Origin of the sequence: Pannonibacter anstelovis (assembly GCF_036881715.1) — a bacterium.
Lineage (GTDB): Bacteria > Pseudomonadota > Alphaproteobacteria > Rhizobiales > Stappiaceae > Pannonibacter > Pannonibacter anstelovis.
In genome coordinates this window covers 518461-543000 of record NZ_JBAKBF010000001.1, presented here as the reverse complement: position 1 = coordinate 543000, position 24540 = coordinate 518461, and the positions used below count along the sequence as shown (strand labels likewise).

The following is a 24540-nucleotide window of genomic DNA, read 5'->3' as shown; positions in this document are numbered from 1 at the left end:
CGCAAGAATGAGCCAAAGGCAAGAGCCCGAGACAGGCAGGTCCTGACATGATCCTGAAAGCCCTTTTCTTCTATCTGTTTGCCGGAGTGACCGTGGCATCTGCCTTCATGGTCATCTCGTCGCGCAATCCGGTGCACTCGGTGCTGTTCCTCATTCTGGCCTTCGTCAATTCGGCTGGTCTGTTCATCCTTCTGGGGGCCGAGTATCTCGCCATGCTGCTGATCGTCGTCTACGTCGGCGCGGTGGCGGTGCTGTTCCTCTTCGTTGTGATGATGCTGGACGTCGACTTCGTCGAGCTGCGGCAGGGCTTCCTCCAGTACATGCCGGTGGGTGCGCTGGTCGGGCTGATCCTGCTGGTTGAGCTGCTGATGGGCGTTGGCGCCTGGGTGATTGCACCGGAGCTGCTGGGCCATGGCTCGCAGCCGATCCCGGCGCTGGATCAAGTGTCCAACATCGAGGCCATCGGCCAGGTGCTCTACACCAAGTACATATTCTTCTTCCAGGTTGCCGGGCTTGTGCTGCTGGTGGCGATGATCGGGGCCATCGTCCTGACGCTGCGTCACCGTGAGGGCATCAAGCGCCAGAGCGTTCCGGCTCAGGTTGCGCGCAACAAGGCCTCGGCCATCGAGATCCGCAAGGTCGAGCCGGGCAAGGGCATTTGACGCGGGAAACCGCAGTATTAAACCCGGGCAGGGGCATCTGATGCTGTCCTGCCCGGATCGGGGTAAACGAGGGAGCACTGCGAGGCGCCCATGGAAATCGGTCTGTCGCACTATCTGTCGGTCGCGGCCATCCTGTTCACGATCGGGATCTTCGGGATCTTCCTGAACAGGAAAAACGTGATTGTCATCCTGATGTCGGTGGAGCTGCTGCTCCTCGCCGTCAACATCAACTTTGTCGCCTTCTCCACACATCTGGGCGACCTCATGGGCCAGATTTTCACCATGCTGGTTCTGACCGTGGCGGCCGCCGAGGCTGCCATCGGCCTCGCCATTCTGGTCGTGTTCCACCGCAACCGCGGCTCCATTGCCGTGGAAGACATCAATGCGATGAAGGGGTAACGGACGGATGTTGTATTCAGCGATCGTCTTCCTGCCCCTGATTGGCTTCCTGATTGCCGGTCTCTTCGGGCGTGTGATCGGGCATACGGCCAGCGAGTACATCACCAGCGGTCTGGTGATCATCTCGGCCGTGCTGTCCTGGGTTGCCTTCTTCACCATCGGCTATGGCGAAACGGCGCTTGTCGAGGTCGAGGTCCTGCGCTGGATTTCTTCCGGCGCGCTCAATGTCGCCTGGTCGCTGCGCATCGACACGCTCACCGTGGTGATGCTGGTGGTGGTGAACACGGTGTCGGCTCTCGTGCATGTCTATTCCATCGGCTACATGCACCACGACCCGCACCGCTCGCGCTTCTTTGCCTATCTGTCGCTCTTCACCTTCGCCATGCTGTCGCTGGTGACGTCGAACAACCTGCTGCAGATGTTCTTCGGCTGGGAAGGCGTGGGCGTGGCGTCCTACCTGCTCATCGGCTTCTGGTACAAGAAGCCGTCGGCCAATGCGGCGGCCATGAAGGCCTTCGTCGTCAACCGCGTCGGTGACTTCGGCTTTGCTCTCGGCATCTTTGGCGTCTTCATGATGTTCGGCACCATCAACCTGCCGGAAATTTTCGCCAATGCGCAGGCTGTCGCCGGCGGCCACGGGGCAGAGGGCGCTGACCACGGTGCGGCCGTGCTGAACTTCCTCGGCCATCCGCTCGATGCCCATACGGCTATGACGGTTGTCTGCCTGCTGCTGTTCATGGGCGCCATGGGCAAGTCGGCGCAGTTCCTGCTGCACACCTGGCTGCCGGACGCGATGGAAGGCCCGACCCCGGTGTCGGCTCTCATTCACGCCGCCACGATGGTGACCGCGGGCGTCTTCATGGTTGCCCGCCTGTCGCCCCTGTTCGAGCTGTCCCATACGGCGCTGACGGTTGTCACTTTCTTTGGTGCCACAACCGCCTTCTTCGCGGCAACGGTCGGTCTCGTGCAGAATGACATCAAGCGAGTGATTGCCTACTCGACCTGTTCGCAGCTCGGCTACATGTTCGTGGCGCTCGGCGTCGGAGCCTATTCGATTGCCGTGTTCCACCTGTTCACGCATGCCTTCTTCAAGGCGCTCCTGTTCCTCTGCGCCGGTTCGGTCATCCATGCCGTGTCGGACGAGCAGGACATGCGGAAGATGGGCGGCCTGCGCAAGCACATCCCGTTCACCTACTGGACCATGTTCATCGGCACGCTCGCCCTCACGGGTGTCGGCATTCCGCTCACGCACATTGGTCTTGCCGGCTTCCTGTCCAAGGATCTGGTGATCGAAGCCGCTTATGCCGCTTCGTCGGGTGAGCATGCCAATGCCTTCGCGCTCTACGGCTTCTGGATGACGGTTGTGGCCGCTGGCCTGACCTCCTTCTACTCCTGGCGCCTGACCTTCATGACCTTCCACGGCAAGCCGCGTGCTCCGGTGGATGTGATGAAGCACGTCCACGAGTCGCCGATGGTGATGCTGGCTCCGCTCTTCATCCTGTCCATCGGTGCTGTTCTGGCGGGCATGGTGTTCTACAGCCAGTTCGCTGGTGAAGCTTACGACGCCTTCTGGAAGGGCGCGCTGTTTACCGGCGCCGAGAACCACATCCTGCACGCCATCCATGACGTGCCGAAGTGGGTCAAGGTTTCGCCCTTCGTCATGATGGTGCTTGGCCTCACGGGCGCCTGGTACTTCTACATCCGCTCGCCCGAGACGCCCAAGCGCCTGGCTGCCGAGCATGAGGGGCTCTACAAGTTCCTGCTGAACAAGTGGTACTTCGACGAGCTCTACAATTTCATCTTCGTGCGTCCGGCCATGTGGATCGGCCGCCAGCTCTGGAAGAAGGGTGATGGCAAGATCATCGATGGCTACGGTCCCGATGGCGTTGCCGCCCGCGTTCAGAATGTCACCTCCTGGGTCGTGCGCCTGCAGACCGGGTATCTCTACCACTATGCTTTTGCGATGCTGATCGGTGTGGCGGCGCTCGTCACCTGGTCGATGTTCACCGGCGTTTCGACCGGCGGGGGAGCGCACTGATGATCGATTGGCCGATCCTGACACTGACCACATTCCTGCCGCTGGCAGGTGTGCTGGCCATTCTCCTGGTGCCGGGAGATGATGACGGGGCAAAGCGCAACATCCGCATGGTTGCGCTGGTCACCACCATCTTCACCTTCATCCTGTCGCTGTTCATCTGGGGCGCCTTCGACTATGCCAACCCGGGCTTCCAGCTTGTCGAAAGCTCGGAATGGCTGGGCGGCAACATCGGCTACCGCATGGGCGTCGATGGCATCTCGATGCTCTTTGTCATCCTGACGACGTTCCTCATGCCCTTCTGCATCCTCGCCTCCTGGGAGAGCGTTCAGAAGCGCGTGAAGGAGTACATGATCGCGTTCCTCATTCTGGAAACGATGATGATCGGCGTGTTCTGCGCGCTGGATCTCGTGCTCTTCTACGTCTTCTTCGAGGCGAGCCTGCTGCCGATGTTCCTCATCATCGGCGTGTGGGGGGGCAAGCGCCGTGTCTATGCGAGCTACAAGTTCTTCCTCTACACGCTCCTCGGCTCCGTGCTGATGCTGGTGGCCATCATGTCCATGTACTGGACGGCCGGCACCACCGACATTGCAGCCCTGATGCGCCATCCCTTCGCGGAGAATGCGCAGACATGGCTATGGCTTGCCTTCTTCGCCAGCTTCGCGGTGAAGATGCCGATGTGGCCGGTGCACACCTGGCTGCCGGACGCCCACGTGGAAGCGCCGACGGCCGGTTCCGTGATCCTGGCGGGCGTGCTGCTGAAGATGGGCGGCTACGGTTTCCTGCGCTTCTCGCTGCCGATGTTCCCGCTGGCGAGCGAAATGTTCGCGCCGCTTGTGTTCACCCTCTCCGTCGTCGCCATCATCTACACCTCGCTGGTGGCGCTGGCGCAGGAAGACATCAAGAAGCTGATCGCCTATTCGTCCGTCGCCCACATGGGCTACGTCACCATGGGCATCTTCGCGATGAACATGCAGGGCCTGCAGGGCGCGATCTTCCAGATGCTGTCGCATGGTATCGTCTCCGGCGCGCTCTTCCTCTGCGTCGGCGTGATCTATGACCGGATGCACACCCGCGAGATTTCGGCCTATGGCGGCCTCGTCAACCGGATGCCGGTCTATGCGGTGATCTTCCTGATCCTGACCATGGCCAACGTCGGCCTGCCGGGCACCAGCGGTTTCGTCGGTGAAATCCTGACGCTGATGGGGGCCTTCGAAGCCAACACCTGGGTTGCCTTCTTCGCGACCACCGGCGTGATCCTCTCGGCCGCCTATGCCCTCTACCTCTACCGCCGCGTCGTCTTCGGCGCGCTGGACAAGGAGAGCCTGAAGTCGATCCTCGATCTCGACCTTCGCGAGAAGGTGCTTCTGGTGCCGCTCGTCGTTCTGACCATCTTCTTCGGCTTCTATCCGTCGCCGATACTGGATGTGACGACGGCTTCGGTCGAGGCCCTGATCACCAATTACAACGCAGCCATTGAGGCGGCTGGTCCGGCGCAGCAGGCACATGTTCCCGCTGCTGCCCATGCCAGCCACTGATCCCGACTGGACGAAAGACGCGCGCAATGTCTGAAACCACTCAATTGCCCGACCTTCTGCCCGTACTGCCGGAGATCTTCCTCTCTGCGGGTGCCCTCGTGCTGCTGATGATTGGCGCCTTTGGCGGCAAGAAGATCAGCTTCCTCGTCAATGGTATGGCCATGGGCCTCGTCGCGGCGGCAGCGCTCTTCGTGCTGCCCTACGGGGCACAGCTCGGGACGACCTTCCACGGTGCCTTCATTCTGGACGGCTTTGCCTTCTACATGAAGCAGCTGGTGCTGATCGGCTCGTTCTTCGCCATCGCCATGTCATGGGCCTATGCAAAGAGCCAGTCCTTTGACCGGTTCGAGTATCCGGTGCTTATCCTGCTGGCCACCGTCGGCATGATGCTGATGCTCTCGGCCAATGACATGATCGCCCTCTACCTCGGCCTCGAACTGCAGAGCCTTGCGCTCTACGTGGTCGCCGCGATTAACCGGGACTCCGTGCGCTCCACGGAAGCTGGCCTCAAGTACTTCGTGCTGGGTGCCCTGTCCTCGGGCATGCTGCTTTACGGCATCTCGCTGGTCTATGGCTTCACCGGCCATGTCGGCTTCCCGGAGATTGCAGCCGTGCTGACGAAGGAGGGGGCGTCCATCGGTCTCGTCTTCGGCCTCGTCTTCATGCTTGCAGGTCTTGCCTTCAAGATTTCAGCCGTGCCGTTCCACATGTGGACGCCTGATGTCTATGAAGGCGCGCCGACGCCGGTGACCGCCTTCTTTGCGGCTGCCCCGAAGGTTGCGGCCATGGGCCTTCTGGTTCGCGTCGTCATCGACGTGTTCCAGCCGGTTGCCCATGACTGGCAGCAGGTTGTGGTCTTTGTCTCCATCGCTTCCATGGTGCTGGGTGCCTTTGCTGCTATCGGCCAGACCAACATCAAGCGCCTGATGGCTTATTCTTCCATCGGCCACATGGGCTATGCGCTCGTTGGCCTTGCTTCCGGCACGGAGCAGGGTGTGATGGGTGTCATCGTCTACATGACCGCCTATCTGGTCATGACCCTCGGCGCCTTCGCATGCATCCTTTCCATGCGCCGCAAGTCGGGCATGGTGGAAGAGATCAGCGAGCTGTCCGGTCTGTGGAAGTCCAACCTGCCGATGGCCATCCTGCTGGCCTGCATCATGTGGTCGCTGGCCGGCCTGCCGCCCTTCATCGGGTTCTTCGCCAAGTGGTACGTGTTCTCGGCCGCTGTCGAGGCGGGGCTCTATCCGCTGGCAATCATCGGTGTCGTCGCTTCGGTGGTGGGTGCCTACTACTACCTGCGGATCATCAAGGTGATGTTCTTTGATGAGCCGGCCGAGAAGTTCGAGCCGATGCCGGTGGAACTGCGGGTCGTGCTGGGTCTGTCCAGCATCGGCGTGCTGTTCTTCTTCGCCGGTGCGTCCAACTTCATTCCGATCGCCACGGCGGCGGCCAAGAGCCTGTTCTGAGCCTTATGAGCGGGACATTGCAAGAATTTGGCCCGGTGCCTTGCGCACCGGGCTTCCGTTTTGAAAGGCACTCCGCGCTGGAGTCGACCAACACCCGTGCCATGGAACTGGGCCGGGCAGGTGAGACGGGCGGCCTGTGGGTGCTGGCAGATGTGCAGACCGGGGGACGCGGCCGGCGCGGCCGGGCCTGGGTGTCGCCAAAGGGCAACCTCTTTGCCTCGGTGCTGCTGATCGATCCGGGCCCGCGTGACCGGCTGGGCGAGCTGCCCATGGTGGCCGCCGTTGCGCTGGCCGAGGCGGTGGACCGGGCGGTCGGCTCCATCGGCCTTGCACGGCTGAAGTGGCCGAACGACCTTCTGGTGGATGGCGGCAAGCTGTCCGGTATCCTGCTGGAGGCGCAGGCACTGAGCGGCGGCCGCACCGGGGTCGTCTGCGGCTTCGGCGTCAACGTGGCCGCCCATCCGCAGATCGAGGCTTATGCCACGACGGATCTGACCGCGCTTGGCTTCCGCGTTTCGGCGCAAGTGATGTTCGAGCGGCTTGCGGAACAGTTCGCCCTCTGGCTCGGCCACTGGCAGCGCGATGGTTTTGATCCAGTGCGGGACGCCTGGATGAAGCGGGCGTTGCGGCTGGGCGAGAAGATTGCCGTGCGCATGGGGGAAGAGCTGATAGAAGGCCGATTTGCCGAAATCGATACGCGCGGGCAGATGGTGCTGGTGCTTGACAACGGCAGCAAGAAGACAATTTCGGCCGGAGATGTTTTCTTCGGAACCAATGGTTGACCGCACCGCTGAGACGGGCGGACATGAACATGCAAGGAGCACACCGTATGGCGGATGCCAACGAAATCGTCTTCCTGCCGCTTGGCGGCGTTGGCGAAATCGGAATGAACCTGGGCCTCTATGGCTATGGCCCGGACGGCGACCGTACGTGGCTGATCGTGGATTGCGGCGTCACTTTTGCAGGCCCCGACCTGCCGGGCATCGATTTGGTGCTGCCGGACATCCGCTTTCTGGAAAGCGAACGCAACCGCATTGCCGGCATGGTGATCACCCATGCGCATGAAGATCACTACGGCGGCATCATGCACCTGTGGCCCTATCTGCGGGTACCGGTCTATGCCACTGCCTTCACCGCTGGTCTGCTGGAAGCAAAGATCGAGAGCGAGCCGGGTGCCGAAGAGGTTCCTGTCACGCTTGTGAAGCAGGGCGACCGGCTGAAGATCGGCGCCTTCGATGTCGAGTTCATCGCCATGTCCCACTCCATCCCAGAGCCCTGCGCCCTGGCGCTGCGCTTTCCGGAGGGCATGGTGGTCCATACGGGCGACTGGAAGATCGACCGCACGCCCGGCATCGGCAAGCCGATCGACCTTGACCGGTTGGCCGAGCTTGGCCGGGAAGGGGTGACAGCCCTCGTGTGCGACAGCACCAACGCCTACCGGGAAGGCTTCAGCCCCTCCGAGGGTGATGTGGCCGGTGAACTGACCAAGATCATGAAGCGGGCGAAGCATCGCGTCGCCGTGACCACCTTCTCGTCCAACGTCGCCCGCATTCGCGCCATTGCGGAAGCCGCTGCCGCTTCGGACCGCAACCTTGTCGTCGTCGGCCGCTCCATGCGCCGGGTGATCGAGGTTGCCGGGGAGCTTGGTTATCTCGATGATCTGCCGCCGTTCCTTGACGAGGACAGTTACGGCTTCCTGCCGCGCGAGAAGACGGTGCTGCTTTGCACCGGCTCGCAGGGCGAAGTCCGCGCCGCCCTGGCCCGTATCGCTGCGGGCGAGCACCGCAACATTGCCCTTTCGAAGGGCGATGTGGTGATCTTCTCCGCCCGTACCATTCCGGGCAATGAGAAGGAAGTGGGCGCCATCGTCAACAATCTGGCCAAGTCCGGCGTCGAGATCGTGACGGACCGGGACGGGCTCGTGCATGTGTCTGGCCATCCCCGGCAGGGGGAACTGGCTGAGCTTTACAAGCTGCTTCAGCCAAAGGTGGTGGTTCCCGTCCACGGCGAACCGTTCCATCTTGCAGCTCATGGCGAGTTTGCCCGCTCGCAGAAGATCAAGTCGGTGGTCGTGGCCGGAAACGGCGACATCATCCGCCTGGCGCCGGGGCGTGCCGAGGTCATTGACGAGGCACCTTTCGGCATCACGGTGGTGGATGGCAGGATCATGGGCGACCCGGAGGAGACCGGCGTGAAGGAGCGGCGCAAGCTGGCCTTTGCCGGGGCTCTGGTGGTGTCTCTGGTGATCAACAAGACCGGCGATCTTATGGATGATCCCGCCGTTGCGCTTTTCGGCATCCCGGAAGTGGATGATGAAGGCGACGAGATGGAGGAGATCGTCATCAAGGCCGTGCATGGTGCTTTCGGCAGCATTCCGAAGGCCCGCCGCAAGGACCCTGATCTGGTGAGCGAGGCGGTACGCCGTTCCGTGCGCTCCAGCGTCAACGACGTATGGGGCAAGAAGACGCTCTGCAAGGTGCTTGTCTCCCGGGTATGATGGCCCGGTACGGCCCCTTGGGAGAGGGGCCGCAGGCACGCGCTGGCGCGTGGCGGGCCATGTGACAACAGGCCCGCCGGGCGAAGGAGGAAAGATGATCGGACGACTGAACCACGTGGCCATTGCCGTCAGCGACATTGACGCGGCCGCCGCCGTCTACCGCGACACGCTGGGGGCTGATGTCTCCGCCAAGGTGCCGCAGCCGGACCATGGGGTGTCGACGGTTTTCATCAACCTGCCCAACACCAAGATCGAGCTGCTGGAGCCGCTCGGCGAAAACTCTCCCATCCTGAAGTTCCTTGAGAAGAACCCATCCGGCGGCATTCATCATGTCTGCTACGAGGTGGATGACATTCTGGCCGCGCGTGACCAGCTTCTGGCCAGAGGTGCGCGCGTGCTCGGCGATGGCGAGCCGAAGATCGGCGCCCATGGCAAACCGGTGCTGTTCCTCCACCCGAAGGATTTTCTCGGCACCCTGACCGAACTCGAACAAGCCTGAAGGATCTGCAATGTCGATTGCCTACGGCCTGGCTGTCTATTTCATGATGTGGTGGATCCTCCTCTTCGCCGCGCTGCCCTTCGGTGTGCGCACGCAGGAGGAGGAGGGCAAGGTCGTCCCCGGCTCGGTGGAAAGCGCCCCGGCGCGCCACCGTATGTGGCGGGTGGCCATGTGGAACACGGTGGTGACGACCATTGTCTTCGCCGGCTTTATCTGGCTGCGCCAGTCCGGCCTCACGCTGGACGACATTCCGCTGCCGGGGCCGCGGTGAGGACGCTTGTCATGCCGGGATGCGAAATCTGACGCAGCGTCTGGAATCCCTTGGAATGGAGTCCTGAACTTCTTGTGAAGCAGGATGATATCCCGCTTGAAGTGGCTGCCGCTAAGTCAATTATGCGGTGCGGCTATGCGTCGTGTGGTTGGAGTGGGAGCAGGCTGAACCGCCTGGTTCTGTCTTGTTTGGTCCGGAAGACTATTCCTGCCTCGTCGATCGAGATGGCGGCGGATATAGTGTACCGACTCTTCCGTATTCGTCATGCCATGACGGAGCGGGGTTTTGTTTGGCTGTGTGCGGGGTCCCTGCTCGAGAAGTTGCAGGTGTTTGGCGTCTTCTGTTTGTGCCGGGCTTTGCGATGATCAGTCATGACGCCGTGCGAGTTTTTGTATGCGGGAGCAAAAAAGCCGCAGCTGCTCACATCCAGAAACCCCGCCAAAATCCGGACGAAAAAAAAGCAGGACTTGCGTCCTGCCTCTTTAAGTTCCGCGTCTAAACTCCCCCGTTTTACACCAGTGCTCTTTTAAGCTTCTGGTGCCGGCTGCGAACCCGAAGGTGCGCCTGGGGGATCTTCCTCCCAAGACTCAGACCGCGATGCCTCTTTTCAGTGGCTCCGAACGTTGAAATTCAACGTCCTGTTCTTATGAAAGTGGAAACTAGCGCATCGACACAAACTTGTCACTATTTTGAGCGCATAAGCACAAACTTTTTGCATGCCGCTTTCTGATGCGGTTTGCCGGCTTCGGAAAATGGCTGCCGTCAGGCCGCCGGAGTGCGGGAAACGGCGGATAACCGCGCATTTGGTGGCAAGGGGCTTGAGTTTTTGCCGCACCTGCGGTTTCTCTCAGGCCGTCCCGCATATGGGCCCGGCTTGCGGGCCAAGCAAGACCAGAGAGAGACCATGCGCCTGTCCCGCTTTTTTCTGCCGATCCTGAAGGAAACCCCCAAGGAAGCGGAAATCGTTTCGCACCGCCTGATGTTGCGCGCCGGCATGATCCGCCAGCAGTCCGCAGGCATCTATTCCTGGCTGCCACTTGGTTTCCGCGTGCTGCGCAAGATTGAGAAGATCGTCGAGGAAGAGCAGAATCGCGCTGGCGCCATCCAGCTCCTGATGCCGACGATCCAGTCGGCCGACCTGTGGCGCGAAAGCGGCCGCTATGACGCCTATGGCAAGGAGATGCTGCGCATCGAGGACCGCCACGAGCGTGAAATGCTGTTCGGCCCGACCAACGAGGAGATGATCACCGACATCTTCCGCGGCTATGTGCGCTCCTACAAGGATCTGCCGCTGAACCTCTACCACATCCAGTGGAAGTTCCGCGACGAAGTGCGCCCGCGCTTCGGCATCATGCGCGGCCGTGAGTTCCTGATGAAGGATGCCTATTCCTTCGACATCGACAAGGAATCTGCGCGCCACGCCTATAACCGCATGTTCGTGGCCTATCTGCGCACCTTCGCCCGCATGGGCCTGAAAGCCATTCCGATGCGTGCTGACACCGGTCCGATCGGCGGCGACATGAGCCACGAGTTCATCATCCTGGCATCGACAGGTGAAAGCGCTGTGTTCTGCGACAAGAGCCTGCTGGACATGCCCGCTCCCGCCGCCGATACCGACTTTGCCTCTGATCTCACGCCGCTGGTCGACCAGTGGACGACGCCTTATGCGGCAACGGAAGAGATGCATGACGAAGCAGCCTTTGGCGCGCTGCCTGCTGATGCGCAGGTGTCCGCCCGAGGCATCGAAGTGGGTCACATCTTCTATTTCGGCACCAAGTATTCCGAAGCCATGGGCGCAAAAGTCATGACCAAGGAAGGCACGGAAGTGCCGGTGCACATGGGCTCCTACGGTGTCGGTGTGTCGCGCCTGATGGGTGCGCTGATCGAGGCGAGCCACGACGAGGAAGGCATCATCTGGCCTGCTTCCGTCGCGCCGTTCCATGTGGGTCTTGTCAACCTGAAGCCGGGCGACGCGGACACGGATGCAGCCTGTGAGGCACTCTACCAGCGTCTTGAAAATGCCGGGATCGAAGTCCTGTATGATGATGTTGACACCCGCGCCGGTGCCAAGTTCGCCACCATGGATCTGATCGGTCTGCCGTTCCAGCTCATCGCTGGGCCGCGCGGCCTCAAGGATGGTGTCATCGAGGTGAAGGAGCGGGCCACGGGAGCCCGCGAAACACTGACAATCGACGCGGCCTTCAACAAGGTCCGGGAAGCACTGGCTGTCTGAGCCAGCTTTCCGGCTCCCGCATCTGGGGGATAAGGGACCGGGCGCACAGGATTTCCTCCGCCCGGTCTTGTACTATCCGCAGTGACCACCGATCTGCCGCTTGTGGCCTTAGGGCCAGCGGCTCCGGACGCAAGGCAGAGCATGAGCGGACCCAAGGACGTTTCCGGCAAGGGCAAGAACACCAAGGCAGCGCAGGATTCCCGTGCGCCGGGCAAGGCCTTTGCTCCTTTCGAGTGGATGCTGGCCGGGCGCTATCTGCGCTCGCGGCGGCGTGATTCCTTCATTTCCGTCATCGCCGGCTTTTCCTTTGCCGGAATCACCCTTGGCGTTGCCACGCTGGTGATCGTCATGGCCGTGATGAACGGCTTCCGCTCCGAGCTTCTGTCCAAGATCCTTGGTATCAATGGCCACATGCTGGTGCAGCCCATCGATCAGCCGCTGACGGATTTCGATGCCGTCGCTTCACGTCTGCAGGGGGTGGAGGGCGTGGTTGCGGCCGTGCCTTTCGTGGAAGGCCAGGCGCTGGTCACCGGGCCCGCCAACAGCCTCGGCGCGCTGGTGCGCGGCCTTTATGAGCAGGACCTGAAGCGCCTGCCGCTGGTTGCCAGCAACATTCGCATGGGTACGCTGGAGGGCTTTGACACGGGCGGCGGCGTTGCGATCGGCACACGGCTCGCAGCGCAGCTGGGCCTCACCATCGGCGATACGCTGTCCATCATTTCCCCTCGCGGTACGGTCACACCCATGGGCGTGACGCCGCGGCGCAAGTCCTACCCGATCACGGCGATCTTCGAGATCGGCATGTCGGAGTATGACAGCACCATCGTCTTCATGCCGCTGAAGGAGGCGCAGAGCTACTTCAACATGGATGACAAGGCGACGGGTGTTGAAGTCTATGTGACCGATCCAGACAGCGTCGGCTCCATGCGTGCAGCCGTCGAGGACGGGGCAGGGAGGCCTGCCTTCGTCACCGACTGGCGCCAGCGCAACATCACCTTCTTCTCGGCGCTGGAGGTGGAGCGGAACGTGATGTTCCTGATCCTGACGCTGATTGTCGTCGTGGCCGCGCTCAACATCATTTCCGGCCTCACCATGCTGGTGAAGGACAAGGGCAAGGATATTGCCATCCTGCGCACCATGGGCGCGACGCGCGGCTCGATCCTGCGCATCTTCGTCATCACGGGGGCCAGCATCGGCGTGGTCGGCACCGTCTCCGGCTTCCTGCTGGGTCTGCTCGTATGCCTCAACATCGAGAGCATCCGGCAGGGGATTTCCTGGCTGACCCAGACCCAGCTGTTTGATCCGACGCTCTATTTCCTGTCGAAGATGCCGGCAGAAATGGATACGGGCGAGACCATCATGATCCTCATCATGGCGCTGGTGCTGTCGCTGCTGGCAACGCTTTATCCCGCCTGGCGGGCAGCGCGGCTCGACCCTGTGGAGGCGCTGCGTTACGAATGAGCAGCACGACCGGCACTGCCTCCGCACCCTCCGCAAGTCCAGCCAAGAGCCCGCCCATGTCCGTTCCGGCGCTCCGCCTTTCCGGTGTCTCCCGTGTGTTCCACGAAGCCGACCGCAAGCTTGAAATCCTGAAAGGGGCCGACCTGACGCTGGACGGTGGCCAGATGGTTGCGCTTGTCGCCCCCTCCGGCACCGGTAAGTCCACATTGCTGCATCTGGCCGGGCTGCTGGAGCGCCCCGATGAGGGCGAGGTCTATGTGGGCGGCAAGGCCTGCAGCGCCATGAGCGACGATGAGCGCACGGCGATCCGGCGCAATGACATTGGCTTCGTCTACCAGTTCCACCATCTCCTGCCCGAATTTACGGCGCTGGAGAACGTGATGATGCCGCAGATGATCCGCACGCTGCCGAAGAAGGTCGCAGCGGAGCGGGCGGCGCAGCTGCTCGACTACATGCGCCTTGGCGAGCGCGGCAGCCATCACCCCTCGGAGCTTTCCGGTGGTGAGCAGCAGCGTGTCGCTATCGCCCGTGCGGTTGCCAATGCGCCGCGCCTGCTGCTGCTGGACGAGCCGACCGGCAATCTCGACCCGGAAACGGCGGCCTATGTGTTCGATGCGCTCTATGCGCTGGTCCGTGCCTCCGGCGTGGCCGCTCTCTTCGCCACCCACAACATGGAGCTGGCCGGGCGCATGGACCGGGTGATCACCCTGCGCGACGGCAAGGTGGTAGATTTCTGACGCCTTCCTCCGGGGCAGTTCATGCGCTGACCGCTGTTCCGGGGTGCTGTCAACAGGCTTTGCCGGAAGCCGTGCCGGAGACTTTCGTTCACAGTCTGTTCACTATGGCTGATGCTTTTCGCCCGCTCCTTCCGGAGCGGGCTTTTTTGGTCTTGAAAGGTGAACGAGAAGAGAACAAAATGGATACATATTGAGCTTCCAGCTCAGATGACTTGATCCAAGAGGAGGTATCCATGACCTTTTTCGCAAGAGACGTCGCAGCCTTCGGTTCGCTGGTCATTTTTGTTGCCACTATCGCCGTCTGGGGCGAGGTTCTGTTCGCGGTGCACTGATCCTGCCATCTGATGCTGGCTGATGCAGCTCCGGCATTGAGCCGGAGAGAAAGGTATGGCCGCGGCCGTCTGCGGTCATCCAAAGAAAACAGGCGCTGCCATGGTGCATTTGCCGCTTCCTGCAGCCCGCAGGTCTCGACAGGGCTAGGGCGGAGCGTCCATGGTAGGGGATACAGTTTCAAGGGCTGGCGCTTGTGGGTGCCGGCTGCCGGCGGGCCGGTTTCCGGCCGCCTGAAAGTGAAGTCCCATGTCTGCAAATCCCGGTTACGTTCACCTGCGCGTTCATTCGGCCCTGTCGCTGCTGGAAGGCGCGCTGCCGATCAAGAAGCTGCTCGACCTTGCCAAGGCCGACGCGCAGCCTGCTCTGGCGATCACCGACACGGGCAACCTGTTCGGTGCGCAGGAGTTCGCCGGCAAGGCCTGGGGTTCGGGCATTCAGCCCATCATCGGCTGTCAGCTCTCCGTCGCCTTTGATGAGGACGGCGGGGATGACCGCCGGAGCGATCCGGCGCTGTTTGATGTCGTTCTGCTTGCCATGAGCGAGCGCGGCTACGGCAACCTGATGGAGCTGACGAGCCGCGCCTTCCTCGACACGCCCACCGGGCAGCTGCCGCATGTGCCGCAGGCCTATCTCGAATCGCATGCGGAAGGGATCATTCTCCTGACCGGCGGCGCGAGAGGCCCCATCGGCAAGGCGCTGCTGACCGGCAACCGCACGCTGGCGCAGGCGCGGCTTTCCCGGCTGGCAAAATGCTTCGACGGCCGCTGCTATGTCGAGCTGCAGCGCCATGGCATGGCGGACGAGCGGCGCACGGAGGCCGGTTTCATCGATCTGGCCTATGACATGGGCCTGCCGCTGGTCGCCACCAACGAGGCCTTCTTCCCCAAGCGCGAGGACTATGAGGCCCATGACGCGCTGATTGCCATTTCCGAAGGCCGGGTGATTTCCGACGAGGACCGCCGCCGCCTGACGCCGGAGCACTATTTCAAGTCCCGCCAGGAAATGATCGAGCTTTTTGCGGATATTCCGGAAGCCGTTGAGAACACCGTCGAGATTGCACTGCGCTGCCATTACCGGCCGCTGAAGCGCAATCCTATCCTGCCGCGCTTCGCAGGCGCTGACGCGGATCCGGAAGAAGCCGAGCAGGCTGAGTCGGCCGAGCTGAAGCGCCAGTCCCGTGAAGGCCTTGCCGAGCGCCTGCGCGTCCACGGCCTTGCCGATGGGCTGACGGAAAAGGACTACTGGGACCGGCTCGAATTCGAGCTGTCGATCATCGAGCGGATGAAGTTCCCCGGCTACTTCCTCATCGTGGCCGACTTCATCAAATGGGCCAAGGCGCATGACATTCCGGTGGGGCCGGGCCGTGGTTCGGGCGCAGGCTCGCTTGTCGCCTGGGCGCTAACCATCACCGACCTCGACCCCATGCGCTTCTCGCTGCTGTTCGAGCGCTTCCTCAACCCGGAACGTGTGTCGATGCCAGACTTCGACATCGACTTCTGCCAGAACCGGCGTGAAGAAGTGATCCGCTATGTGCAGGAGAAATATGGCCGCAGCCAGGTGGCGCAGATCATCACCTTCGGATCGTTGCAGGCCCGGGCCGTACTGCGTGACGTGGGCCGCGTGCTGCAGATGCCCTATGGCCAGGTGGACAGGCTCTGCAAGCTGGTGCCTGCCAACCCGGCGAACCCTGTAACGCTGGCGCAGGCCATCGCTGAGGAGCCGCGCCTGCGTGAGGCGGCGCGCGAGGAAGAGGTGGTCGAGCGCCTTCTGGAGATGGCGCAGAAGCTGGAAGGGCTGTACCGCCATGCCTCCACCCACGCCGCCGGTGTGGTGATTGGCGACCGCCCGCTGGAACAGCTTGTACCGCTCTACCGCGATCCGCGCTCCGACATGCCGGTGGCGCAGTTCAACATGAAGATGGTGGAAGAGGCCGGACTGGTGAAGTTCGACTTCCTCGGCCTCAAGACCCTGACCGTCATCGATACGGCGGTGAAGCTGATTGCGCGCAAGGGCGTCCAGATCAAGATCGAGGAAGTGCCGCTGGATGACGAGAAGACCTACCGTCTTCTGGCAGCCGGTGAGACAGTGGGCGTGTTCCAGCTGGAAAGCCAGGGCATGCGCCGCGCCATTGCAGGCATGAAGCCGGACCGGTTCGAGGACATCATTGCGCTGGTGGCCCTCTACCGCCCGGGCCCGATGGAGAACATCCCGGTCTATAACTCGGTCAAGCATGGCGAGCTGGAGCCAGATTACCTGCATCCGCTGCTGGAACCGATCCTGAAAGAGACGAACGGCATCATCGTCTATCAGGAGCAGGTGATGCAGATCGCGCAGGTGCTCTCCGGCTACTCGCTCGGAGAAGCTGACCTTCTGCGCCGCGCCATGGGCAAGAAGATCGCCGCCGAGATGGAGGTGCAGCGCGCCCGTTTCGTTGATGGAGCGGTTGAGCGCGGCGTCGACAAGGATCAGGCCGGCACGATCTTCGACCTCGTGGCCAAGTTCGCCAACTACGGCTTCAACAAGTCGCATGCTGCCGCCTATGCGCTCGTCTCCTATCATACGGCCTGGCTCAAGGCGAACCACCCGGTGGAGTTCATGGCCGCGTCCATGACGCTTGACCTGGGCAACACGGACAAGCTGGGTGACTTCCGCCAGGAAGCCCGGCGGATGCGGATCGAAGTGATGCCACCTTCGATCAACCGGTCCATGGTGCATTTCGACGTGGATGAGGGCCGTATCGTCTATGCCATGGGCGCCATCAAGGGCGTGGGCGAGCAGGCGGTGCAGCATATCGTCGATGTGCGCGGGGATAAGCCATTCCGCAGTCTTGGCGATTTCGCCAGCCGGATCTCGCCGAAGTTCCTTAACAAGAGAACGCTGGAAAGCCTTGTCAATGCAGGTGCATTTGACTGTATCGAGCCGAACCGTGCCCGCGTGTTCGAGGGGCTGGACCGCATCATGGGACTGGCGCAGCGCACCGAATCCAACGCAACACTCGGCCAGAACGACATGTTTGGTGGGGCAGGGGCGGAGGAGGAGTTACAGCTGCCGGAGGTGAGCGGCTGGCTTCCGGCCGAGCGGCTGCAGCGCGAACATGCGGCCATCGGCTTTTATCTGTCGTCTCACCCGCTCGATGAATATGCCCCGCTGCTGGAGCGCATGCGGGTGCAAATGTGGGCGCAATTCTCCGAGGCCGTGAAGCGCGGTGCGTCGGCGGGGCGCCTTGCCGGAACCGTGATCTCCAAGCAGGAGCGCAAGACCAAGTCCGGCAACCGCATGGGCATCGTGCGCTTCTCCGATCCCACCGGCCAGTTCGAGGCGCTGCTCTTTTCCGAGAAGCTCGCCCAGTTCCGCGACGTGCTGGAAGTTGGCAAGTCCATGGTGGTGCTGGTCAACGCTGACATGCGTGACGACGAGCCGTCGATCCGCATCGAGCAGGTGGACCCGGTGGAGGTGATGGCAGCCCGCGTGCAGAAGAGCCTGCGCGTCTTCCTGCGCGACCCGCGCCCGCTCAAGAGCCTGTCACGCCATCTTGGCGTCAAGGGCGAGGGGGAGGTGAACGTGGTCGTGCTGCTGGACGAGGGCAAGCGCGAGGTGGAAGTCCGTCTTCCGGGCCGCTACCGTCTGTCGCCGGAAATCGCCGGTGCGCTGAAGGCCGTGCCGGGCGTCACGGACGTGCAACTCGCCTGATCTGCCGCTGCCAAAAGGGCGGGCGAGGCTGTGAAAACCTGTCATTTGCGCTTGTCATGGCGCGGATGCGCGCATATAAGGCGCCCATTCCACACACGGGGGAAGGCTTTGGCTTGTCCATTTGCCGTTCCGGTGTCTGCTTCGGCCTCAGGCTGAGGCGCCACGCTCCCCGTGGAGGTTCAACCGGAAAAATATGGAGTTCAGGGCCATGGCATTGCCCGATTTTACCATGCGTCAGCTGCTTGAAGCTGGTGTGCACTTTGGTCACCAGAAGCACCGCTGGAACCCGCGCATGGCGCCGTATATCTTCGGCGTTCGCAACGACATCCACATCATGGATCTCGGCCAGACCGTTCCGCTGCTGCACCAGGCTCTCAAGGCTGTCAGCGACACCGTCGCCAAGGGTGGCCGCGTGCTGATCGTTGGCACCAAGCGTCAGGCTCAGGAAGCTGTTGCTGAATCTGCCCGCAACTGCGCTCAGTACTTCGTCAACGCCCGCTGGCTCGGCGGCATGCTGACCAACTGGAAGACCATTTCCGGTTCGATCCAGCGCCTGCGCAAGCTCGAAGAGACCCTGTCCACGGACACCTCGGGCCTGACCAAGAAGGAAAAGCTGTTCATGGACCGCGAGCGCGAGAAGCTCGAGCGGAACCTGGGCGGCATCAAGGACATGGGTGGCCTTCCGGATCTGATCTTCGTGATCGATACCAACCGTGAAGCCATCGCCATCCAGGAAGCCCGCCGTCTGGGCATCCCGGTCGCCGCGATCCTCGACTCGAACTGCTCGCCGGAAGGCATCACCTATCCGGTTCCGGGCAACGACGACGCCGGCCGTGCGATTGCGCTTTACTGCGATCTTATCGCCCGCGCTGCCCTCGACGGCATCTCCCGCGCTCAGGGTGGCATGGGTATCGACGTTGGTGCGTCCGAAGCTGCTCCGGTCGAGCCGGCTCTGGATGCTGAAGAATCGGCTGAAGCCTGATTCTGTTGCAGGTGCGGCGCCCGGCGCCGCACCTGTTCTGACCCTGGCAGCGGCCTGAAGGCTGCGCCGTTTCAAGGTCAGGCGCGGCATAGCCGCTGACGGTGGCCCCTCTTGCGGGAACCGTCATAAAGGCGCGGTTGCCTATGGGCTAAACCGTGCGAAGCTTTAACTCCGATTCACGAGGCTACCATGAGCATTACCGCAGGAATGGTGAAGGATCTGCGCGAGAAGACAGGCGCAGGCATGATGGACTGCAAGGCTGCTCTGACCGAAACCAACGGTGACATGGAAGCAGCGATCGACTGGCTGCGTGCCAAGGGTCTCGCCAAGGCAGCCAAGAAGGCTGGCCGCGTGGCTGCTGAAGGCCTGGTTGGCGTTGCATCCAAGGGCACGACCGCTGCCGTCATCGAGCTGAACTCCGAAACCGACTTCGTGGCCCGTAACGACGGCTTCCAGGCTCTGGTGCGTGACGTTGCTTCCGTGGCCCTGTCCGCTGGCGGCGATGTTGAGGCGATTTCCGCTGCCGGCTACCCGGGTTCCGACAAGTCCGTTGACGCTTCCATCAAGGATGCCATCGCCACCATTGGCGAGAACATGACCCTGCGCCGCGCAGCCGTCCTGTCCGTCAACGACGGCGTTGTCTCCACCTATGTCCACAGCGCCATCTCCGATGGCCTCGGCAAGATTGGCGTGCTCGTCGCGCTTGAATCCGCTGGTGACAAGGACAAGCTGAACGCTCTGGGCCGCCAGATCGCCATGCACATTGCCGCCACCAGCCCGCTGTCGCTGAACGTCGACCAGCTGGACCCGGCCGTTGTGGAGCGTGAGCGCGCCGTGTTCATCGAGCAGGCTCGTGAATCCGGCAAGCCGGACAACATCATCGAGAAGATGGTCGAAGGCCGCATCCGCAAGTTCTACGAGGAAGTCACCCTCGTGAAGCAGGCTTTCGTCATCGACCCGGACAAGACCGTCGAGCAGGCTGTTGAAGCCCTCGGCAAGGAACTCGGCACCGCAGTCACGCTTTCCGGCTTCGTCCGCTTCGCTCTCGGCGAGGGGATCGAGAAGGAAGAGACGGACTTCGCGGCAGAGGTCGCCGCGGCGGCCGGCCACTAAGCCCAGAGGGCGCCGGATCAAACCGGCGCCTTTTTTTTGACAGCCCTTTTTTCGCGATCATTGAACCGGAAGGTATGCCATGACCAAACCCCTGCGCTGGCGCCGTGTGCTTCTGAAACTCTCGGGCGAGGCCCTGATGGGCAGCCAGTCCTTCGGCATCGATCCGGCCGTGGTCGAGCGGATTGCGCTTGAGATTGCCAGTGCGGTGAAGCTTGGTGCGCAGGTGGGTGTAGTGATCGGCGGCGGCAACATCTTCCGTGGCGTCGCTGTGGCCGCCAAGGGCGGAAACCGCGTCACCGGCGACCACATGGGCATGCTCGCAACGATCATGAACAGCCTGACGGTGGCCGACGCCCTGCGCCGCCACAACATCCCGGCCCGCGTGCTTTCGGCCGTGCCGGTGCCGTCCATCTGCGAGACCTTCACCCAGCGCGGTGCCGAGCGCTACATGGAAGACGGCGATGTAATCGTCTTTGCTGGCGGTACGGGCAACCCGTTCTTCACCACCGATTCCGGCGCGGCCCTGCGTGCTGCCGAAATGAAATGCGATGCCTTCCTGAAGGGCACGCAGGTGAACGGCATCTATTCGGAAGATCCGAAGATCAATCCGGATGCCGAGCGCTACACCGAACTGTCCTATGAGGACGTGATCACCCGCAACCTCAAGGTCATGGACACGACGGCCATTGCGCTGGCCCGTGACAACAAGATCCCCGTGATCGTCTTCTCGATCCATACCCCCGGCGCTCTGGTGAGCGTTCTGGAAGAGCGCGGCCTCTATACGGTCGTCAGCTGATTTTCCGAAGGGCGGGGCGCTTTTCCGGCCTTCCCGGCCTCAGCAAAAGCAGAGTGGCGGAATGCGGCTTGCGCATCCGCCTCTCTCCTGCTTATTCAGGGGTTCTGCCTGAGTTTTTCTTGTCTTTCGACGAGACTGTGCCATGTTTGCGCCGCGCCGCCAAAGCGTGAGCCAACGAACAACAAAGCGAGGAAGTTATGCCGGTTGAAGGTGTCGATCTCAAAGATCTCGAGCGTCGTATGCAGGGCGCACTTGGTGTTCTGAAGACCGAACTTGCGGGCCTTCGCACCGGCCGTGCCTCCTCCAGCATGCTGGATGCGATCGTTGTCAACGCCTATGGCCAGTCCATGCCGATCAACCAGGTTGGCACCGTGTCCGTGCCGGAGCCGCGCATGGTCGCGATCCAGGTCTGGGACAAGGGCATGGTCAGCGCCGTCGAGAAGGCGATTCGCGAGTCGAGCCTTGGCCTCAACCCGGTGATCGATGGCCAGCTGCTGCGTTTGCCCATTCCGGAGCTGAACGCCGAGCGCCGTCAGGAGCTGATCAAGGTGGCGCATAAATATGCCGAGGCCGCCAAGGTTGCTATCCGTCACGTGCGCCGTGATGGCATGGACATGATCAAGAAACTGGAGAAGGACGGCGGCATCAGCCAGGATGACGCTCGCGTTGCTTCCGATGACGTGCAGAAGCTGACCGACGCCCAGATTGCTGAGGCTGACAGCATGCTGGAAAAGAAGCAGCAGGAAATCTCCCAGGTCTGAGGATCTGAAAGGGGGACGGGCCAGGCCTGCCCCCGCCAGCTGGCAGCGCGCCCCGGGGGACTTGATGAGCAGCCGACCTGAAACTGGCTCCAGCGTGACGGACGCTGCCACTGGTAGCGCCGTGACCCCGCGCCACGTCGCCATCATCATGGATGGCAATGGCCGCTGGGCTCAGGCGCGTGGTCTTCCCCGCACCGAGGGCCACCGCCATGGGCTGGAAGCTCTGCGCAAGATCATCCGGCATGCGTCTTCCCGCGGCGTCGATTTCATCACGCTCTACAGTTTCTCGTCCGAAAACTGGCGCCGTCCGCCCACCGAGGTCAGCTTTCTCATGTCGCTGCTGCGCCGTTTCGTGCAGCGCGATCTGAGCGAACTGCACAAGGCCAATTGCCGTGTGCGGATCATTGGCGAGAGGGAGGGGCTGGATCCCGGCATCCGCAGCCTTCTGGAGGAAAGCGAGCGGGTGACGGCCGCCAACACCGGCATGACCGTGGTCATCGCCTTCAATTACGGCTCGCGCGATGAAATCACCCGCGCGGTGCGCAAGCTCACGCAGCAATATATTGCGCAGGGTCGCGACCCTTCCGCCATTTCGGATGCAGAGATTTCGGCAAATCTTGATACCGCCGGTATCCCCGACCCGGATCTCATCATCCGGACCAGTGGCGAACTGCGCCTGTCCAACTTCCTGATGTGGCAGGCGGCCTACTCCGAATTCTACTTCACGCCGGTTCTGTGGCCTGATTTCGGTCCGCAAGAATTTGATGCTGCGCTTGCCTCTTTCTGTGAGCGTGAGCGGCGTTTCGGCGGTGTCACCGCAACGGGTTCCTGATCATGTCCGGGGGCGCAAACGGCAACAGCGGGACCGGCGGTCCGGCCGGGCCAATGGCGGACCTGAAGCTGCGCTTCATTTCCGCGCTGATTCTGGGGCCGCTCGTGCTCCTCATTGCCTGGCGGGGCGGTGAGGCATTCGTCGCGCTGGCGCTGCTTGGCTGCGCGCTGTTCCTGAAAGAATGGCTGGCGATTGTCGGAGCGCAGGCTGCCGGTCTGCCTGCTCTGGCGGGCTTTGCAACGCTTCTGGCGGTGGCAGGGCTGATCTATGCAGGGTTCGAACCCTGGGCTCTTGCCGCGCTCGCAGCTGGTGCAGGGCTCAGCATTTTGTCTGCCCGTGGCGGGAAGACAGGCTTCTGGGCCGCGGAAGGCATCCTCTACTCCAGCCTTGCCCTCGGTGCTCTGATGCTGCTGCGCCGGGGCAGTGACGGTGAGCTGCACATCTTTTTCCTGCTCGCAGTCGTCTGGGTGACAGACGTTGCCGCCTATTTCACAGGGCGCAAGCTGGGTGGGCCGAAGCTCTGGCCCCGCGTTTCGCCGAAGAAGACCTGGTCGGGTGCCATCGGCGGCCTGATTTTCGGCGCGCTTGGCGGTCTTGGTGTCGTTTCGGTTCTGGGACAGGGCGGCACGTTCGCCTGGTTTGTCTTTGGTCTCGCCGTTTCGGCGGTTTCACAGGGCGGCGACCTTCTGGAATCGGCAATCAAGCGGCGCTTTGGTGTCAAGGATTCCGGACGTCTCATTCCCGGTCACGGCGGCATCATGGACCGGATTGACGGGCTGGTGGCTGCTGCGATCTTTGCGGTTCTGTTCGGGCTTCTCTTCGGCGGCAGTCTTGCCGATCCGATGTCCGGCATCGGTTTTCAGTAAGTTCAAGGGCCTGGGTGGTTGGCTGTGGTGAGTGAGGCAGAGCAGGGCGGCGGCGTGGCCGGTCTTGAGACAATGCTTGCAGGGCGCAGTGCTCCATTGCGGCTGGTCATCCTCGGAGCAACCGGTTCCATTGGCCGCAACACGCTCGACCTGGTGCAGCGCTATCCGCAGCATTTCGAAGTGGCAGCGCTTGTGGCTGGTCAGGACGCGGCCGGGCTTGCTGCTCTGGCGCGTGAGACAAAGGCAGGTTTTGCCGCGCTCGCCGATGCCTCGAAGGGCGGCGAACTGGCTGCGCATCTGCAGGGGAGCGGGATTGCCTGCGGCGCAGGTGATGCTGCGGTCTTGGAGGCTGCGCTTCAGCCTGCGGATATGGTGATGGCAGCCATTGTCGGCGCAGCCGGCCTGCGGCCAACCTTTGCCGCACTTGAGGCCGGGCGCACCATCGCACTTGCCAACAAGGAATGCCTCGTCTGCGCAGGGGACCTGTTCATGGCCGCCGCAAGCCGGGCCGGGGCAACGGTGCTGCCGGTTGATTCGGAGCACAATGCCATCTTCCAGGTGCTGGAAAGCCGCAATCTGGCGGAAGTGGAAAAGATCATCCTGACCGCCTCGGGTGGCCCGTTCCGCACGCTGTCTCTCTCTGAAATGGCGCATGTTTCGCCTCAACAGGCGTTGAAACATCCCAACTGGAGCATGGGCAGCCGCATCACCATCGACAGCGCCACCTTGATGAACAAGGGGCTGGAGGTGATCGAGGCCTCGCATCTCTTCCCGCTGCGCCACGATCAGATTGAGGTTCTGGTGCATCCGCAATCGGCCATCCATGGCATGGTGCAATACACGGATGGCTCGCTGCTGGCGCAGCTCGGGCCGGCCGACATGCGTACGCCCATCGCTCATTGCCTTGCGTATCCCGCCCGCATGCCGGTGCCGGGGGCACGGCTCGACCTTGCAAAGCTCGGCTCGCTGACCTTTGAAGCTCCGGATATCAAACGGTTTCCGGCGCTCGGCCTCGCACTGGATGCCATGCGGGCAGGGGGCTGCGCACCGGCTGCACTGAATGCTGCCGATGAAGTTGCGGTTGCCGCATTCCTGTCCGGGCAGATCGGCTTTACGGGTATTGCCGGTCTTGTGGGGGCGGTGCTCGACAGACTTGCAGCCGGGCATGATCTGGCTCCGGCTGCAGACATCGATTCCATCCTGGCGCTTGATATGCAGGCGCGGGCCATGGCTCACGAATTGCTGAACCGCTTTGCATTGACCTGACCGCCGCCAGGAGGGAGGTTTTCCCCGCCGCATTTGGCGCTTGCGACTAATTTCCGCCATACATCTGGCATCACCTTGGCCGGATGGATATGTTCCGGGC

Annotated in this window: 20 protein-coding genes; all 20 read left to right on the top strand. The window is 62.3% G+C overall.

Features of this window, described 5'->3' with window-relative positions; genetic code table 11:
• The first annotated feature begins 47 nt into the window (after nucleotides 1-47).
• The 20 genes from V6L75_RS02410 (at nucleotide 48) to dxr (ending at nucleotide 24440) form a co-directional block, all read left to right on the top strand.
• Entirely contained in the window at nucleotides 48-662 is a 615-nt protein-coding gene (locus V6L75_RS02410; protein WP_334249922.1) for an NADH-quinone oxidoreductase subunit J, read from the top strand.
• 90 nt (nucleotides 663-752) lie between these two features.
• Complete coding sequence (gene nuoK / locus V6L75_RS02405; RefSeq protein WP_019964668.1) at nucleotides 753-1061, top strand: NADH-quinone oxidoreductase subunit NuoK; 309 nt, start codon at nucleotides 753-755, stop codon at nucleotides 1059-1061.
• A gap of 10 nt (nucleotides 1062-1071) precedes the next feature.
• Entirely contained in the window at nucleotides 1072-3099 is a 2028-nt protein-coding gene (gene nuoL, locus V6L75_RS02400; RefSeq protein WP_334250015.1) for an NADH-quinone oxidoreductase subunit L, read from the top strand.
• Entirely contained in the window at nucleotides 3099-4634 is a 1536-nt protein-coding gene (locus V6L75_RS02395) for an NADH-quinone oxidoreductase subunit M (protein ID WP_334249921.1), read from the top strand. Before nuoL ends, V6L75_RS02395 begins: the two co-directional genes overlap by 1 nt.
• Nucleotides 4635-4660: 26 nt before the next feature.
• Complete coding sequence (nuoN, locus tag V6L75_RS02390) at nucleotides 4661-6103, top strand: NADH-quinone oxidoreductase subunit NuoN (RefSeq protein ID WP_334249920.1); 1443 nt, start codon at nucleotides 4661-4663, stop codon at nucleotides 6101-6103.
• A 17-nt stretch (nucleotides 6104-6120) separates the two neighbouring features.
• A complete protein-coding gene (locus V6L75_RS02385; protein ID WP_334249919.1) occupies nucleotides 6121-6885 on the top strand; it encodes a biotin--[acetyl-CoA-carboxylase] ligase in 765 nt (254 codons plus the stop codon).
• Nucleotides 6886-6932: 47 nt separating this feature from the next.
• Nucleotides 6933-8600: a ribonuclease J gene (locus tag V6L75_RS02380; RefSeq protein ID WP_334249918.1), complete on the top strand. Its 1668-nt coding sequence runs from the start codon at nucleotides 6933-6935 to the stop codon at nucleotides 8598-8600.
• A gap of 94 nt (nucleotides 8601-8694) precedes the next feature.
• Nucleotides 8695-9099, top strand: a complete 405-nt coding sequence (gene mce / locus V6L75_RS02375; RefSeq protein WP_058900795.1) for a methylmalonyl-CoA epimerase — start codon at nucleotides 8695-8697, stop codon at nucleotides 9097-9099.
• Nucleotides 9100-9109: 10 nt separating this feature from the next.
• Complete coding sequence (locus V6L75_RS02370) at nucleotides 9110-9370, top strand: DUF1467 family protein (RefSeq protein ID WP_334249917.1); 261 nt, start codon at nucleotides 9110-9112, stop codon at nucleotides 9368-9370.
• Between the two features lie 904 nt (nucleotides 9371-10274).
• Complete coding sequence (gene proS / locus V6L75_RS02365; RefSeq protein WP_334249916.1) at nucleotides 10275-11603, top strand: proline--tRNA ligase; 1329 nt, start codon at nucleotides 10275-10277, stop codon at nucleotides 11601-11603.
• A 237-nt stretch (nucleotides 11604-11840) separates the two neighbouring features.
• Nucleotides 11841-13064: a lipoprotein-releasing ABC transporter permease subunit gene (locus tag V6L75_RS02360; protein ID WP_334250014.1), complete on the top strand. Its 1224-nt coding sequence runs from the start codon at nucleotides 11841-11843 to the stop codon at nucleotides 13062-13064.
• Between the two features lie 56 nt (nucleotides 13065-13120).
• Nucleotides 13121-13801, top strand: coding sequence for an ABC transporter ATP-binding protein (locus tag V6L75_RS02355; protein ID WP_334250013.1), 681 nt, complete (start codon nucleotides 13121-13123; stop codon nucleotides 13799-13801).
• A 579-nt stretch (nucleotides 13802-14380) separates the two neighbouring features.
• Entirely contained in the window at nucleotides 14381-17824 is a 3444-nt protein-coding gene (gene dnaE, locus V6L75_RS02350; protein ID WP_334249915.1) for a DNA polymerase III subunit alpha, read from the top strand.
• 208 nt (nucleotides 17825-18032) lie between these two features.
• The gene (gene rpsB, locus V6L75_RS02345) at nucleotides 18033-18806 is read left to right on the top strand and encodes a 30S ribosomal protein S2 (protein WP_334249914.1); all 774 of its coding nucleotides are present in this window, start codon (nucleotides 18033-18035) and stop codon (nucleotides 18804-18806) included.
• 189 nt (nucleotides 18807-18995) lie between these two features.
• Nucleotides 18996-19919, top strand: a complete 924-nt coding sequence (gene tsf / locus V6L75_RS02340; protein ID WP_334249913.1) for a translation elongation factor Ts — start codon at nucleotides 18996-18998, stop codon at nucleotides 19917-19919.
• A 79-nt stretch (nucleotides 19920-19998) separates the two neighbouring features.
• Nucleotides 19999-20715 carry a UMP kinase gene (gene pyrH, locus V6L75_RS02335; RefSeq protein ID WP_334249912.1) on the top strand — a complete coding sequence of 239 codons (717 nt, stop codon included), beginning with the start codon at nucleotides 19999-20001 and terminating at the stop codon, nucleotides 20713-20715.
• Nucleotides 20716-20912: 197 nt separating this feature from the next.
• Complete coding sequence (gene frr, locus V6L75_RS02330) at nucleotides 20913-21476, top strand: ribosome recycling factor (RefSeq protein WP_334249911.1); 564 nt, start codon at nucleotides 20913-20915, stop codon at nucleotides 21474-21476.
• A gap of 64 nt (nucleotides 21477-21540) precedes the next feature.
• Nucleotides 21541-22308 (top strand): isoprenyl transferase, encoded by a 768-nt coding sequence (locus tag V6L75_RS02325; RefSeq protein WP_334249910.1) that lies wholly within the window; start codon nucleotides 21541-21543, stop codon nucleotides 22306-22308.
• Nucleotides 22309-22361: 53 nt separating this feature from the next.
• Complete coding sequence (locus V6L75_RS02320) at nucleotides 22362-23174, top strand: phosphatidate cytidylyltransferase (RefSeq protein WP_334249909.1); 813 nt, start codon at nucleotides 22362-22364, stop codon at nucleotides 23172-23174.
• A 72-nt stretch (nucleotides 23175-23246) separates the two neighbouring features.
• Nucleotides 23247-24440, top strand: a complete 1194-nt coding sequence (dxr, locus tag V6L75_RS02315; protein WP_334250012.1) for a 1-deoxy-D-xylulose-5-phosphate reductoisomerase — start codon at nucleotides 23247-23249, stop codon at nucleotides 24438-24440.
• Nucleotides 24441-24540: the final 100 nt, after the last annotated feature.

Coding starts and splice junctions, on each gene's coding strand:
- V6L75_RS02410 (WP_334249922.1), top strand. CDS start 48: ATGATCCTGAAAGCCCTTTTCTTCTATCTGTTTGCCGGAGTGACCGTG.
- rpsB (WP_334249914.1), top strand. CDS start 18,033: ATGGCATTGCCCGATTTTACCATGCGTCAGCTGCTTGAAGCTGGTGTG.
- pyrH (WP_334249912.1), top strand. CDS start 19,999: ATGACCAAACCCCTGCGCTGGCGCCGTGTGCTTCTGAAACTCTCGGGC.
- V6L75_RS02360 (WP_334250014.1), top strand. CDS start 11,841: ATGCTGGCCGGGCGCTATCTGCGCTCGCGGCGGCGTGATTCCTTCATT.
- V6L75_RS02320 (WP_334249909.1), top strand. CDS start 22,362: ATGGCGGACCTGAAGCTGCGCTTCATTTCCGCGCTGATTCTGGGGCCG.
- tsf (WP_334249913.1), top strand. CDS start 18,996: ATGAGCATTACCGCAGGAATGGTGAAGGATCTGCGCGAGAAGACAGGC.
- nuoN (WP_334249920.1), top strand. CDS start 4,661: ATGTCTGAAACCACTCAATTGCCCGACCTTCTGCCCGTACTGCCGGAG.
- frr (WP_334249911.1), top strand. CDS start 20,913: ATGCCGGTTGAAGGTGTCGATCTCAAAGATCTCGAGCGTCGTATGCAG.
- mce (WP_058900795.1), top strand. CDS start 8,695: ATGATCGGACGACTGAACCACGTGGCCATTGCCGTCAGCGACATTGAC.
- dxr (WP_334250012.1), top strand. CDS start 23,247: ATGCTTGCAGGGCGCAGTGCTCCATTGCGGCTGGTCATCCTCGGAGCA.
- V6L75_RS02325 (WP_334249910.1), top strand. CDS start 21,541: ATGAGCAGCCGACCTGAAACTGGCTCCAGCGTGACGGACGCTGCCACT.
- V6L75_RS02395 (WP_334249921.1), top strand. CDS start 3,099: ATGATCGATTGGCCGATCCTGACACTGACCACATTCCTGCCGCTGGCA.
- V6L75_RS02355 (WP_334250013.1), top strand. CDS start 13,121: ATGTCCGTTCCGGCGCTCCGCCTTTCCGGTGTCTCCCGTGTGTTCCAC.
- V6L75_RS02370 (WP_334249917.1), top strand. CDS start 9,110: ATGTCGATTGCCTACGGCCTGGCTGTCTATTTCATGATGTGGTGGATC.
- nuoK (WP_019964668.1), top strand. CDS start 753: ATGGAAATCGGTCTGTCGCACTATCTGTCGGTCGCGGCCATCCTGTTC.
- dnaE (WP_334249915.1), top strand. CDS start 14,381: ATGTCTGCAAATCCCGGTTACGTTCACCTGCGCGTTCATTCGGCCCTG.
- proS (WP_334249916.1), top strand. CDS start 10,275: ATGCGCCTGTCCCGCTTTTTTCTGCCGATCCTGAAGGAAACCCCCAAG.
- V6L75_RS02380 (WP_334249918.1), top strand. CDS start 6,933: ATGGCGGATGCCAACGAAATCGTCTTCCTGCCGCTTGGCGGCGTTGGC.